Source organism: Ruegeria sp. YTSA135 (genome assembly GCF_059610165.1).
In genome coordinates, this window is sequence record NZ_JBXWNC010000018.1 from 18869 (window position 1) to 32974 (window position 14106).

General features: G+C 57.9%; 13 protein-coding genes and 1 pseudogene. 4 read left to right on the top strand and 10 right to left on the bottom strand.

Translation table 11 applies throughout. The features are described 5' to 3' along the window. Nucleotides 1-7: 7 nt before the first annotated feature. The 8 genes from AC2FIT_RS19215 to AC2FIT_RS19250 all read right to left on the bottom strand — a co-directional run bounded on the left by AC2FIT_RS19215 (nucleotide 8) and on the right by AC2FIT_RS19250 (nucleotide 8789). Complete coding sequence (locus AC2FIT_RS19215; RefSeq protein ID WP_496831613.1) at nucleotides 8-1597, bottom strand: GH3 family acyl-acid amido synthetase; 1590 nt, start codon at nucleotides 1595-1597, stop codon at nucleotides 8-10. A 25-nt stretch (nucleotides 1598-1622) separates the two neighbouring features. After that, nucleotides 1623-1910, bottom strand: coding sequence for an integrase core domain-containing protein (locus AC2FIT_RS19220; protein WP_496831685.1), 288 nt, complete (start codon nucleotides 1908-1910; stop codon nucleotides 1623-1625). Continuing rightward, the gene (locus tag AC2FIT_RS19225) at nucleotides 1907-2215 is read right to left on the bottom strand and encodes a RidA family protein (protein ID WP_496831615.1); all 309 of its coding nucleotides are present in this window, start codon (nucleotides 2213-2215) and stop codon (nucleotides 1907-1909) included. Before AC2FIT_RS19225 ends, AC2FIT_RS19220 begins: the two co-directional genes overlap by 4 nt. A 63-nt stretch (nucleotides 2216-2278) precedes the next feature. Then, a complete protein-coding gene (locus tag AC2FIT_RS19230; RefSeq protein ID WP_496831617.1) occupies nucleotides 2279-3007 on the bottom strand; it encodes a DUF3726 domain-containing protein in 729 nt (242 codons plus the stop codon). Continuing rightward, nucleotides 3004-4683: a hypothetical protein gene (locus AC2FIT_RS19235; protein WP_496831619.1), complete on the bottom strand. Its 1680-nt coding sequence runs from the start codon at nucleotides 4681-4683 to the stop codon at nucleotides 3004-3006. The genes AC2FIT_RS19230 and AC2FIT_RS19235 overlap by 4 nt, the downstream gene beginning before the upstream one ends. Before the next feature lie 56 nt (nucleotides 4684-4739). Then, nucleotides 4740-6242: a BCCT family transporter gene (locus AC2FIT_RS19240; protein ID WP_496831620.1), complete on the bottom strand. Its 1503-nt coding sequence runs from the start codon at nucleotides 6240-6242 to the stop codon at nucleotides 4740-4742. Nucleotides 6243-6333: 91 nt separating this feature from the next. Next, the gene (locus tag AC2FIT_RS19245) at nucleotides 6334-7347 is read right to left on the bottom strand and encodes a membrane dipeptidase (RefSeq protein ID WP_496831622.1); all 1014 of its coding nucleotides are present in this window, start codon (nucleotides 7345-7347) and stop codon (nucleotides 6334-6336) included. After that, nucleotides 7344-8789, bottom strand: a complete 1446-nt coding sequence (locus AC2FIT_RS19250; protein ID WP_496831624.1) for an aldehyde dehydrogenase family protein — start codon at nucleotides 8787-8789, stop codon at nucleotides 7344-7346. Before AC2FIT_RS19250 ends, AC2FIT_RS19245 begins: the two co-directional genes overlap by 4 nt. 93 nt (nucleotides 8790-8882) lie before the next feature. Between AC2FIT_RS19250 and AC2FIT_RS19255 the strand changes: the two genes are divergently transcribed. The 4 genes from AC2FIT_RS19255 (at nucleotide 8883) to AC2FIT_RS19270 (ending at nucleotide 13028) form a co-directional block, all read left to right on the top strand. Beyond that, the gene (locus tag AC2FIT_RS19255) at nucleotides 8883-9743 is read left to right on the top strand and encodes a LysR family transcriptional regulator (protein WP_496831626.1); all 861 of its coding nucleotides are present in this window, start codon (nucleotides 8883-8885) and stop codon (nucleotides 9741-9743) included. A 1073-nt stretch (nucleotides 9744-10816) separates the two neighbouring features. Further along, complete coding sequence (locus AC2FIT_RS19260; protein ID WP_496831627.1) at nucleotides 10817-11224, top strand: NAD(P)-dependent oxidoreductase; 408 nt, start codon at nucleotides 10817-10819, stop codon at nucleotides 11222-11224. A 113-nt stretch (nucleotides 11225-11337) separates the two neighbouring features. Next, nucleotides 11338-12063, top strand: a complete 726-nt coding sequence (locus tag AC2FIT_RS19265) for a hypothetical protein (protein WP_496831629.1) — start codon at nucleotides 11338-11340, stop codon at nucleotides 12061-12063. After that, on the top strand, nucleotides 12060-13028 hold the full coding sequence (locus AC2FIT_RS19270; protein WP_496831630.1) for an NAD(P)/FAD-dependent oxidoreductase: 969 nt from the start codon (nucleotides 12060-12062) through the stop codon (nucleotides 13026-13028). Before AC2FIT_RS19265 ends, AC2FIT_RS19270 begins: the two co-directional genes overlap by 4 nt. Before the next feature lie 107 nt (nucleotides 13029-13135). On the opposite strand, the pseudogene AC2FIT_RS19275 reads toward AC2FIT_RS19270, so the two are convergent. Next, nucleotides 13136-13228: pseudogene (locus tag AC2FIT_RS19275) on the bottom strand (IS6 family transposase); the annotation flags it as partial. Between the two features lie 173 nt (nucleotides 13229-13401). Continuing rightward, nucleotides 13402-14100, bottom strand: a complete 699-nt coding sequence (locus AC2FIT_RS19280; RefSeq protein WP_496831631.1) for an ABC transporter ATP-binding protein — start codon at nucleotides 14098-14100, stop codon at nucleotides 13402-13404. Nucleotides 14101-14106 lie beyond the last annotated feature (6 nt).

Consider the following 14106-nt stretch of genomic DNA (forward strand, 5'->3'; position numbering starts at 1 on the left):
AATCACCTCAACCGTCATGACTTTGACCTTCGGTTGCCTGGCTCAAAATAGCCCTACGCATGTCATCGAACAAACTGGCGTCCGTCACGAGCCTGGGAACCTTATACTGGCCGCCCAAACCGGCTCGAGATTTCATCCATCTGAGGAACCCTCCCTTGGCAACGAAATTCACCTCTGGTGCAGACAGAGCGAGACCTCCTGTGCGCAATTCTGAATAGTCATCATTTTGCGCGCACAAAACTTTGTCGACTATTGCCGCGAACGATTCTGCAGCATTCGGCTGAGGTTCTCCTTCAACTTCGATGAGATAGAGGTGGCGATTGCGCTGATCTTGGCAGACGGTACCAACGCTATAGTCGATAACGGAGAGTCCCGTGTTCGATGCAGCGGCAGCTACTGCGTCCGCGATCTCGGCCTCAATCAGATGTTCACCGAAGACGGACAACCCGTTTTCCACTCGCCCGACCACCAACAAGCGTGGTGGCGAGATATTCACAAAGCGGACGATGTCCCCCACAATATATGACCATAGCCCGGCGGCCGTTGAAATTGCCAAGGCGTAATCAACTCCGGTTTCAATATTTCCAACCCAGTGCCGATCGGGGCTTTTGGAATGGATTTGTTCCGCAGGAATAAACTCGAAAAACACATTCCCGTTCAAATGCAGGCGCATACCCTCCCCGTCGCCTCTGTCGGCATAAGCAAATACACCCTCACTTGCAGAGTACATCTCTCGTGTTTCTGAATGACCTCCCTGCATCAATCCTAAAAACCGCTGCCGGTAGGGGGCGAAGTTTACACCTCCATGAACGATGAGCTCCAGGTTTGGGTACCAATCGGCTAGTTTTACACCTGAAGTGTCCCCCGCTTGGGCCAATTCGTCCAAGAAGATCAGTAACCAGTTTGGTGAACCACCCAAGAAACGCACATCTTTCCGCAGAGACAACGGAGCAAGACGGCGGATCTTTTCCTCCCAGTCTTCAATCCCAGCAATATCGGGGGGCGGCAACACGCGACCCTCAAACCAATTCGGCAAAGCACCTGCTGTGATCGCGCTGACCGAACCGACATCGACACCTGAAGCAGCAGGCTGTAAGTCAATCGGGCCGGTCAATCCAAGAGCATCACCACCCAGTAGTCGGCTGTCTGGCCTGTTTACAAAGTGATGACACAATAAATCTAGAAATCCTTGCGCTGCGGAACGCCGCATCTCGGACGTATAGGGAATATATTTAGAGCGGCCCGTTGTTGTCCCGGAGGTCATTGCGAAATACGGAATTCGCCCCGGCCAAGTTCGGTTGATGAGATCGGGGTATTTTTCCTGCCACCACTCCTTCCAGAACTCGGTGTAGTGGCGGATAGGCACTCGCTGCTGGTAGTCTCTGAGCTTGGTGATTTGGTCGAAGCCATGGGCTTGCCCGAAATTCGTGTTAGACGCGCGGCGAACAAGCCGGGTCAAAAGGCTCGACTGAACAACACAAGGGTTCTGTCGGTTCAAACTCCAAACCCTGGCCTTCGCGCATTGACGAGCCAACGGACTGAAGTCGACAATATGCCCGGATTGGCTGTTTGCGCGCTTCGGTTGCGGTTTACTCATCGTCCTAGTCACCCAGTTTGCAAGGTTAGGTTTTGAAAACGTTTACTTTACGGGTGTTTTTTGCCCGCCAAATGAAGTTGTCCTTTGTCAGATAATTTGGGTCAATTAAGGTTCGGCGTTGTTTAAGACCTCCAGCCATCTTGTATCCGATCGCGCTGTGGGGTCGGTCCTCGTTGTAGTGTCTTCTCCAAACTTCCAGCTTTTCAACCGTATCTTCAAGCTCCATGACCCAATACGCGTTCAGGCATTCGGATCGGAGTTTGCTGTTGAAGGCCTTGATGCAAGCAATGTCAGCGGTCCGAAAGTGAACTATGTTGGGGCGCGGGCGGTAACAATCATTTCGACGCGCATGCCAGGCCGGGCGAGCGGCACGCCGCCAGTGGCGCGTGCGGGCGGATGGTTCGGATCAACCCATGAATCCCAGACCGCGTTCATGCCCTGGAAATCGGCCATGTCGGACAGCCAGACCTGAACCGAGGCGATGTCGGCCTTGCTGCCGCCCAACTCGGCCATCACCGCATCGATCTTGTCCAGCACTTCGCGGGTCTGCGCGGTGATATCGCTGGTCAGGCCATTTGGCACCTGTCCGGCGAGAAAGGCGATGTCGCCTATGCACACCGCCTAGCTCATGCTCGGGCCCGGGTTCAGTCGTTGAAGGCTCATGTGGTCTTCCTTTTCGTGTCAATCGTTGTCGCCCGCCGCGCCTGCTCCGGCGCGCGAGACATCAGAAGCAGGGACGGTGATACGCATTGCAAGAGTATTGAGCGCGCCAATAGTTTCGGCGGCCACCACCATCGGTGCCATCGGCGCCGAGTCCGGCTGGCGCGTGGCGAACTCGGATCCGACCAGAAGCTCGGCGACCACTTGCAATGCCGTTGCCAGTGCTCTGATATCGCCAGCTACCCGGCCATCGGGGCTTGTCACGACCGCGCCGCCGGGCCATTCGATCCGAACCGGCTGTTGCCGTGCCCGAGCCATGTCGGACAGGAACGGCAAGAGCAGGATTGGCTGTGTGACCGGACCAATCCGCAGGCTGTCACATTGCATCAAGGGCAACGCCACATGATCGCACAGCGCCGATCCCAATGCGATGGGGCAGAGAAGGCCACCATCAGATGCTCGGAAAGCGCCAGCGTCGACCACGGGGCAGATGTCGCGCCAGGCGCGGCCTTGCGCGGCCTGCAATTGCGCAAGAAGCGCGCCCGGACCGTCCAGCCCCTGCCGTGCCAGCCATGCTGCGGCAAAGCCAGCCTCTTCTGCCTGTCCCCAGCTCATGCCCGCTCCGCGCGCAGCCTTAAAGCAAAGCTGTTCGATCTCGTTCAGAGACAGGCTGGCACTCTTGCCGGTCGGCATTGGAGAGCCCGAGCGGGTCGGGTCCATGGCTTCGGTTTGATCGTGCAGAACGGTCATGTCCAACCTCCGGGGCAGAGATCTGAGGGATAGGGCATATCCTGGAACAAGCTGATGCGAACCCATTTGTCGGATCTCGGATCAAAGCGGCTGGCACCGAAGAACGCCAGCTTGCAGCGCATCAGGTCGATTGGCAGCATATCTTCAGCGATCAAGTTGTCGCGCACTTCGCCAAACGGGTGCTTGGCGGCGATCTGCGCCCGGCGGGCCATGAACCGATGATCGGGATGCGCCAGTAGAAAGGCAGCGAGCGGTTCGTCATAGGGGCGGTCAGCAAGGGCGGCGTGTAGTTCATTGGCCAAGCGGGCGATGCAAAGCGGTTGCTCTAGCGTGGCACCATCCTCGGCGAAGCGGTTTCCGAGCCGGGGTTCCAGCTTTTCCTCCGACACATACCAGAACCGGGCGATATTTTCCGGGGCATCGAAATCGATATCCAGCGCCCAATCGTAGTGATCAGCCAGTATGCAGGTCAGGGCTCCGGTCGTCATCGCGCCGTCGAGCCGGAAGGTTGCGGACTCATCAGCAGTCATCTGTTCGGCAAGGTCGTCGATCAGCGCGCCGTGCGGTTCCAGCATCAGCGCCACCAAGGCCTCTTGCCCTTCGAGCGACAGCTCGGCCTCGGCCCGGCGCCAGAGCGCGTCCCAGGGGTATGGTGCGTCTGGCGCGGGCCAGTCGCCAAGCCAGCTAGCCAACTGGTCGAGATCCTTGCGAAGGGCCTCGAGCTTGGCGATCTGAAGCGGATGGGTTGAGGTCCATTTTGCGGCATTGACCTGCGCAGCCGTGAGCGCCGTGCGTAGCTCATCTGCTACCTGCGGTGTCGCAGATTCCTGGGCGCGCACCCGCGCCAAGGCCTCTTCACGCGCCATCATCCAGTTGTTCAGCAACACCGGGTGCCGCACGAGGAACGGCGCCATGCCGAGGCCTGTTGAATTCCCCACGCCGAGCATTCTGCGGATGGTCGGGTCTAACCGCACGGCCTTTGCGCCGCCTTGAGCCGCGGCGAGATGTTCCGCGATGTCGACAGTGAACTGCCGGGTCAGCCAAACCGAGAGCATCTCGATCTGGAACGGCGCGTTGAGTTCCGGGCGGTCGGCAATGGCCACCCGATCAGCAGCGCCGAATTTGCCCGAGCCGTAGACCGCAGTGGTGCGCATCAGGTAGCCGACGCTTTCGACCTCGGCGATGTCGGGCTGCTGTCCCTGCGCCAGATGGTCGATGACATGGGCAAACAGCCGGACCGAGCGGTTGGCGCGGCTGAGCGAAAGCTCGCGCGGAGAGATACGGCCTGCTTCCTGAAGGGGTACGTTGGCCTGAAGACGGTCAAGATCGGCCTTGGTCGGTTCACCGTCGAAAAGGGCGAAGGTCGCGTCCCAGGCCGTTGCGATGACCCGGTCCGAGCGCATCTCGTCGGGCAGGTCATGGGCAAAAGCGACGAGGCAATAGGTCCGCTCGGGGCCCTTGGCGCGATAGACGGCGCGGCCTACGCCCAACGCGTCGATCTCCCACACCGGGCGGTCGAAGACCCAGCCTTCGCGCTCGATCCGGCGCAACAGGGTGCGCAGAAAGGACAGGCGGGTGGGATGCGCGCAACCCATCCGGTCGAGGCGCATGACCTGCGACGGCGCGCGACGGAACGGTGCGGTTTCGGGGTTCAGGCAGTTATGCGCACGATCCATGATGTCCTCCTCGGGGTATTGGGTGTCGGCGCGGGCGACGTGCCCGCGCCCCTTTTTCAGCTCTTCTTGCCCAGCATCAATGTGATCCGCAGCGCATCCCAGAGCGATGGCAAGAGCACCAGCGACACCGGCACGGCCGTGACCACGATAAAGCTCTGCAACTTGCCGATCCCCCCTGATCCGGTCGAGATCAGGATAAGTGCCATGACCCCCATTGCAATCCCCCAGAAGGCACGCAGCACGGGTGACGGATTGTCGTTTGACATCGACGTGGCGATGACAAAGCTCATCGAGTCGCTGGTCGTGGCAACAAAGATCATCGTCAGAACCAGGAACAGAACAGAAAGCAGGAAACCCATCGGCAGTGCCTGCGTAGTGGCGAGCAGACCGGCAGGCAGGTTGAACCCTTCGAACGGGCCAGAAATTGCACCCGGGACAGCCTGCTCCAGCGCGATCCCCGTGCCGCCGATGATGGTGAACCAAAAGTTTGTCACGATGGGTGCTAGGACAGACAGCATCAGGATGATCGACCGGATCGACCGGCCCCGGCTAACGCGGGCAATGAAGATCGCCATGAGCGGCCCGTAGCCCAGAAACCAGCCCCAGAAGAACACTGTCCACCAGCCTAGCCAGCCCGGCGCGCTAACGATACCCGCTTCGCCGCGGTACATCGCCATGTCGAAGAAGTTCGACAGATATACGCCCATCCCGCCGGCAAAACCGTCGAAGATGAAAAAGGTGGGGCCGGCGACAAGCATGAAGGCCAGAAGCACGAAGGCAAGGATGACGTTGACCCGAGACAAGAGCTGAATGCCTTTCGAAAGGCCCGAGATCGCCGACACGGTGTAGACGCTTGCCAGCGCCAGGATCACCACCGTCTGGGTGGCAAAGGTGTCAGGAATGCCGAAAAGCGCATTCAACCCGTACGACATCTGAAGCCCGAGAAAGCCGATAGGTCCGACCGTTCCTGCGACCACCGCGATGATACAGGATGCGTCGGCGATCAGGCCGATAGGTCCGTTGAGCGCGCGGTCTCCGAACAGCGGATAGAGCAGCGTGCGTGGTGCCAGCGGCAGGCCTTTGTCATAGTGGTAGTGCATCAGCATCACCGTTGTCAGCGACCCCAGGATCGCCCAGGCAAGAAAGCCCCAGTGCAGAAAGCTTTGCGCCAAAGCGGCATAAGCTTGCGCCTTGGGGTCAGCGCTCAGGTCTCCGAACAGCGGTGGCGTGGACAGATAATGCGCGATAGGTTCACCGGCGGCCCAAAAGACACCGCCGCCCGCCAATAGCGTACACATGATCATCGAGCCCCACTGGAACATCGTGAATTCCGGTGTGGTCAGCGCGCCCATGCGGGTTTTTGCGCCAGGAAGGACGCAAAGCCCAAGGCCGATCACAAATGTGGCCAGCAGCAGTAGCTGCCAATAGAGGCCGAAATAGGTTGCGGAGAAGTTGAAACCCCAGTCGACCATGCGCGACAAAAGATCAATGTCGATCAGCGCCAGCACACAGAACAACGCGATGAACCCGCCGGTGATGGCGAAAAGTGGTTTGTCCACTCTGCCCAGGCTGGCCGGCTGGCTGCCGGTTGTCGTTCTATCCGTCAATTTGTTGTCCTCCCAGACAAAGCCCCGCCTCCCGCGGGGATGGTCATTCCGCTGCGCGAGCGCTGGTGTTTTTTACCGATCTTTTCGCGCCAAAGCTTTGTTCGAAAAATCGCAGCCAGTTGCCGCCCATGACGGCATCAGCCTCTGCGTCGTCCATCCCGGCAGTGCGCAGACCGGCCCGGATGTGCCCGAAATCCCGGTTGTCGGCGAACCAGCTAGGCATTTCAGGAAACCCCGGCACCGCTGCGCTGCCTTCTCCATAGTCAATTCGCTTGGTCCAGCGGCCCACACGCATCCATTCGACGATACTGTCCGGTTGATCCTGGCACAGGTCGGTGCCGATACCGATATTGTGGATGCCCATCAGGTCGGCAGTGCGGGCGACCATGTCGCAGTAATCCTGCAACGTGCATGCGCTGCCGTCCTTAAGGTGGTGTGGGTAGACCGAAAACCCCAGCATCCCGCCGCTCTCTGCCAGTGCCTTGAGCACTGTATCCGACTTATTGCGCAACGCCTTGTGCCAGCTCGCAGGATTGGCGTGGGTGATGGTGATCGGACGTGACGAATGTTCGATGGCCTCAAGCGTCGAGCGTTCTCCGGAATGGCTCATGTCCACGACCAGCCCGACACGGTTCATTTCAGCCACGACCTCGCGACCCATGCGGGTGAGTCCCGTGTCGTCGTCTTCGTAGCACCCCGAAGCCAGCAGCGACTGGTTGTTGTAGGTCAGTTGCATGAAGCGCAGGCCAAGTGTGTGAAGGATCTCAATCAGCCCGATATCGTCTTCCATGCAGGACGGATTCTGCGAACCGAAAAAGATCGCGGTGCGCCCGGTTTCCTGCGCAAGCCGGACATCGGCGGCGGTGCGGCCCTGAAAGATCAGGTCGGGAAACTGTTCAAACCAGCGGTTCCAATGTTCGATTTGCAGGACCGTTTCGCGAAAAGTCTCGTGGTAGGTGATGGTGACATGCACCGCATCCACCCCGCCAGCGCGCATCTGGCGGAAAATCTTCTCGGACCAGTTGGCGTATTGCAGCCCGTCAATCAGGACGCTCATGCCGGTTCTCCCGCCGCGACATAAGCGGTTTTGACCGAAGTATAGAACTCGGCGGCGTAACTGCCCTGTTCGCGCGGGCCATAAGATGATGCACCGCGCCCGCCAAAGGGGACGTGATAATCGGTGCCTGCGGTCGGTAGGTTCACCATGACGCAGCCGGCCTGCATGTTGGCGCGGAAATGGCTGGCGCGGGCAAGGCTTGTGGTCATAATCCCAGCGGTGAGGCCGAAGTCGCTGTCATTGGCGATGGCGAGCGCTTCGTCGTAGCCGTCGGCCTTGATCACGCAGGTAATCGGCGCGAACATTTCCTCACGGTTAATACGCATATCATTGGTTGTGCCCGCAAAGACGGCTGGGGCCATGTAGTACCCGTCAGTCGCACGCTCCAGCCTCCCTCCGCCTGTCAGAAGTTCAGCGCCTTCGTCCCTGCCAATCTGGATGTAATTCAGGTTCTGTTCCAGCTGTCCCTCGCTGACCACCGGGCCGAGTTGCGTGCCGTCTTCCAGCGCATGGCCGACCTTAAATGCCTCGGTAGCCTTAACGAGCCTTGCAACGAATTCGTCATGGATCGCAGCGTGCACGATCAGGCGCGAGGCGGCGGTGCATTTCTGACCCGTGGCACCGAAGGCCGCGCCGGCAGCATGCATAACGGCGAGATCGAGATCTGCATCGTCCATAATCAGCATGGGGTTTTTTGAGCCCATCTCCATCTGCACCTTGGTCATGTTTCCGATCGCCGAGGCCGCGATGCCGCGCCCAACCGGAACCGACCCGGTGAAGCTGATCGCCGCCACGTCACGGCTTTCCACCAGCCGCTGGCCGACATCGCGGCCCGGTCCTGCGACAAGATTAAAGAGACCGGCGGGAATGTCCTGTTTAGCGATAATCTCGGTCAGTGCTACGGCGCTGGCGGGCGTCAGGTTGGCAGGCTTCCAAACCACCGCGTTGCCAAAGGCCAGGGCGGGGGCGATCTTCCATGCGGGCGTCGCCACGGGAAAATTCCAGGGCGATATGATCGCAACCACGCCCACAGGTTCGCGGCGCACGTCAATCTCGACACCGGGACGGACGCTTTCGGCCAGGTCGCCGTGACCGCGCAGACATTCAGCGGCGTAATAAGTGAAGAACTGCCCGGCGCGGTAAACCTCGCCCTTTCCCTCGGCCAGCGGTTTGCCTTCTTCGCGCGACACGAGGCGTCCGATCTCATCAGCCCGCGCCATCAACTCGGTTCCGATTGCCATCAAAACGTCATGGCGTTTCTGTATGCCCGCTGCCCACCAGATCTTTTGTGCACGCTTGGCGGCGTCGAGAGCGGCGTCCAACTGATCCGCGCTGGCCTGGGCAAAAGTGCCGATCAGGTCCGATACGTCCGAAGGGTTACGGTTTTCGATCTCACCTGCGCCGTTTTGCCAACGACCATCGATATAGAGTCCGGTTTGCATGGAACATCCTCGTCTTGCCTGAGATCGGTCCTAGACGAAGTATGTGATTTCAGGCAATCTGGAAGTATTGAAGATAATTTCAGGAAAACTGAAATGGCGATCAAGCTTGAGATGCTGCGCACCTTTCGAACCGTCGCCGAGCAGGGATCGCTTGGGTCCGCGGCCGAACAGCTTGGGCGGACGCCATCCGCAGTGTCGATGACGCTGGCGCTGCTGGAGGACCATATCGGCGCGCCGCTGTTCGAGACAGACCGCAAGAACAGACTCACACCGCTGGGTCAGCTTGTCCTTCAGGAAAGTAATCGTGCAACGGAAGCATTTTCACGAAGTGTCGATGCGATTGGGCGGCACGCTATTTCCACCGCCGGCACCGTACGGCTTGCCGTCGTCCCTTCAGCGACCGTGACCTTCCTGCCCGGCATCATCGCCTCTTTTCAGCAGCAGCGCCCGGACGTGCGGCTGGAAATCAGCGATGTAGACAGCGCGACGGTTCGGCAGCGTGTCAAGCTTGATGATGCCGATATCGGGATCCTGTCCGAGCCCGTTGAGGACGCAACCGAAGACACTGTGATCTACGAAGACGATCTTGGCATAGTCTGCCGCAGGGATGGGGCCATTTCCAATGCGATGGCAGACGGCGAAGCCTGTTCGTGGCAACTGCTGCTTCGCGAGCCGTTCATCGCCAATCCGCTTTGCCATTTGGTCGCGCATGCTTGCCTTGCGCCGCTGCTGGCCACCTGCAACCTCGAAGCCCGCAACACCACCGCTCTGCTATCTTTCGTCCGGGCCGACCTTGGGGCAACGGTTTTGCCACGAAGTGCTGTGCAGCACCAACTCGACGAAGTGTCCTTCCTTCGGCCCGATGACCCGCCGACCCGTCGACAGCTTCGCAAGATCCGGGAAAAGTCACACCACCTCAGCCCGGCGGCAGAAGCATTCTGGTTGTCGCTGTAAGAAAGTGAGTCGTGCTGCGGACGGCACGAAGAGGTGTTACCATGATCGGTTGAATCGGCAAGTCAAGGCGGTAACATCAGCGCTTTTGTCAGCTGTTCACTTAGTGGCCGGATAGCAGTCCGAGTGCTCCGAGACGCCAAGGTCTGCCACGTGGCCATTTCTGCCGTTATGGCTGGCAGAGGCAAAAATTTACTTCGCTTCACAGTTCTGGCTTTCAGTTTTGGTTGCACTCCGCGGTGCGCAAGGAAAGCGGGTGAGTTCGCCGGTTACAGAACCACGCTTCGAACTTCATATGCAGATGCGGCAGACCGTCACCATGGCAGGAATAGGTAGAAAAAGGCTGCCTTTAAACTAATTCGACTTGCAAGATGTTGAGACGCAACCAAACCGCACACGCACTACGCAACAGTTTTCTTTTAACGGCAACCAGTCAAAGGGCAGACAGTGCCCTAACAGACATCGGCGTGCCTGACGTCATCGCCGCTGAGACAGTTCAGGGTGACTCGATAAGAGAGGTTTTCTGGCACATCGTAACCACCAAGGAAGCGAGATGGGAGAGAAGCCCGGAACCCGAAAGAGCCAACACGAGCTGCGGCGAGCGTTTCGTGCGAACAAAGCCTGCCAGAGCAGGCTTCGCCAACTGAGACAAAACGATCAACAAACATCTGATGGTCCAAGGACGCAAACTCATGAATGAAATGTCAATAATCTTAGCTGGAGCAGTTATCCTTGTTGTGCTGGCCACCCAGCATCACGACAGACGCGCAATGCGCCAACGCGACGCGATGCCCGTACGTGTGAAACACAACCAGCGTCGCCGATTCCATTGGTTTTAAAGGGAATCAGACCAAGACACTGGCAAACAGCGTCAAGGTCTCGCCGTACAGCATTTGTCATCGCCGCTGTAGCGGTGGTCTTGGCAGCGATCACTGTCCGCGTGAGCCCGGTTTGATAGGCAGCCACTCTGTTTTATTAGGTTTTGAACTGCTCCGAAAAACCAAGACACCTGGCTCTTCAAGTTTCAGATGAACAAACACCAGGGCGAGTCCTCAGCTTGCAGCAAGAAGGGTTCTGTGAGGGCTTTTGCCAGATCTGCCGACAGCCTTGCGGAACACCCTCTACTGGATCGCATGGTCGGTGACGCCTTAAAGGCGGAGGATATCGCTTTAGCCTTAAGTGACGTTGGCGCTGTCGTCGTAGCCCTTGGCATCCGGGAACGGCTGGGTCACGGATCGCTTCTGGGGTGCGTATACGCGGATAAGACGAGGCAAGAAGCGATAATCGTCGAAAGTAATGTCGACTGGACCATCGTACGTCCGGTGATACTTATCAATCGGCCAGCCACTGGTAAGGTACGCGTGCTTGATAACCCAGATAAATGGCGAAATGGGCTTGTCGCTCGAGCCGAGGTTGCTTCTTATCTCGTGGACGCTGTGGAGCAGGGATTGCACATTCAAAAAGATGTCGTACTTGCGCGCTGATCCTTTGATCAGACCCGCTACCACGGGTGAAATTCTGCAAGACGGCCACGCAAGGGTTCGACGGCACAGGGCTTCGGTTTACGTCACTGCAAAAACAGCTGGGAAATGACTTTATGCCACTCGACGCGAAGAGAAATAAGAGTTTGGCGTTCACGCGAGCAACGCTTGAAGAAGCCCTTCAGCCCTTCGCGCCACGGATAGGCAAACAGTACACCAAAGGGCGCAATTTTGATCGGGGCCTGGGCCAACAATGCGATGTCTCGATACTCTCGACATACCTGCGGCGGTGTCTTGTGTGCGAACAAGATGCAGTTGCGACCGCAGTGCATGGGCAAAGCGCAGGTAAGTTCGTCCAAGAAATCAATTGGCGCGATCACTTTGAGGGGTGGATGAAACGACATCCCGTCGTCTGGGATCATTACAAAAAAGGCCTGAACCGCGAGCTTGCGGTACTGGATCGGGATCATGGTCATTGCGGACGGGTGCAAGCAGCTCAGGCCGGGCAGTCAGCACCCGATTTATTCGACAGCAGGGCCGAGGAACCAATGGATACTGGCTACCTACAAACCCATGCTCACTTTTCGTTCACGTCAATCTGGATCCACTCTCTCGAACTGCCTTGGCGGTTGGGCGATACTCAATTTGCAACACCATGCAGTCTTACGGGTCGCTTTCGGGCTTTTGTGCTCAAAACTAAGCACGCCTTGGATAAAGCAAGAATAGACTTGGGCGAATGGCGCTGGGATTTTGATGGCGCGATTTTGCCTCACGCCACTGCTGCGTTCTTCAAGGACACTAAACCTATCCCCGCTTTTGTCCAAAACGCGGAGCTGACATGATTGACATCGTGATCATCGGCGCAGGCATAGCTGGGATCGCCTGCGCACGAACCCTGCAGGACGCCGGTGTGCCCGTGCGTTTGATCGACAAGAGTCGTGGGATAGGAGGACGCGTGGCAACCAGACGCGCGGACGTGGCCGATGAGCGCATTACTTTCGACCACGGCGCGCAATATCTCGATCAAGGTGAAAACGCCGCGAGGATCGCGGCACTCGCCCCTTGCAACGTAGATTTCTGGCACTTGGACAAAGGAAAGAAACGCATCATTGGTGCGCCGGAGATGGGGGCCCTGCCAAAGGCTTTGGCGCGTGGTCTGGATGTGACCCTCAACAAGCGCGTGACGGCCGTGAGGGAGCAAGCCTCCCACTGGGAGATCGCGACAGAGACACGCAAGACGACCGCTTCGCACGTGATCATCACGGTCCCGGCGCCCCAACTCGCCCCCATTCTTGGCGAAACGCATGCGGTAGTTCAGGACGCCGCCCGTGCGTTCATGCGTCCGTGCATAACCCTTATGGCAGCCTTTGATCCCAGCACACCCGCGCCCTTTGTGACACGGCGCGACGCTGATGCAGTGCTGAGTTGGATTGCACAAAACAATACCAAACCAGGCCGTTCGAAGGCGTATCAGACTTGGGTTGCGCAGGCGCACCCGGATTGGAGTGCCAAGCACATTGATTCTAACCGGGCGGAAACCAAAGCGCAGATGGTGGACCTGCTATGCGACGCACTGGATGTCGATACAGCCAAACTCCGCCACGAAGGCTTGCAGGGGTGGCGATACGGCCTGGTAGAGAAACCACTCGGTCAGCCATTTGTATCACATGGAACCCTATGGGCCGGAGGCGATTGGTGTTGCGGCTCCAAGATTCAGGATGCCTGGCGCTCGGGCACAGACATAGCGGAGGATGTCTTAAGAACCTTGGATTTGCCTGATCTTACCAGTCCAGAAGTTGCCAACTGAAGCGTGTAATTAAATGCCACTGTGGCCCTACGATAGAAGTTCCCAAGGGCTGTGACAGGCAGAAACAACCACGATCCGGATGATCGTTCCTGGCTTCGTCGCGGTTGGCTGACGTTGATGCTTCGCTCATGCAGCAGCTTCCCGGCGTTTCGACGCAACAGAGCAAACTGAACGTAAAGCATCACGGCAAGAAGAATTATCTCTCGACGTGCCTTGAATTACCTGAAGGGCGATCGTTTAGTCACGAACCGAGGCTACGAAAGCCACCTGCCCGCCTCAGTCTGATTTCTTCCGACAAGAGCACGCAGAGGACTTAGTGTTGACCCTCCATTAATGGAAAAAAGAGAATGTGCTCCCTTGTCCCAAAAGGGTCTCAATGTCCGCCAAAATAAGCTTCAAGCAATCTCTTGTCATTTCGCAGTTCATCTGCTGTGCCCGAAGTCTGCATACGGCCCGACTCGAGCACATAAATCCGGCTTGCAAGAGAAAGAGCAAAATTGGCGTTTTGTTCTGTAATTACCACCGTCAGACCGTATTCCTTGTTGAGCTTTCGCAGGACCTCGGCGATTTCGTGGCAGATTTTTGGGGCCAATCCAATTGTGGGTTCGTCAACCAATAACAGCTCGGGACTCGTCATTAGGGCGCGACCGAATGAGACCATTTGTCGTTCCCCACCTGATTGGGTCGAAGTTTCCTGCCCTTCCCTCTCTTCAAGACGCGGGAAGAGGCTGTGCACCATGCTCAGATTGCTCTGGATATCATCACGAGCCGTGAAGGCACCGACCATCAGGTTGTCACGCACCGACATGTAGGGAAACAGGTTGAAACGCTCCGGCGCATAACCCACTCCGTGCCGCACAATTTCCGAAGGTGTTCGACCGACAAGACTGTGGCCTCGAAGCCGAATGTCACCGTCGATTTTGACCAAACCCATAATGCTATCCAGTAACGTGGACTTTCCAGCACCATTCGGACCAACAACAGCTACGATCTCGCCGGGTTGTACAGTTATAGAAATGTCAGTCAGCGCTTGGGCCTTGCCATAGAAAGCAGAAAGGTTTTCGATCTCCAAATATGA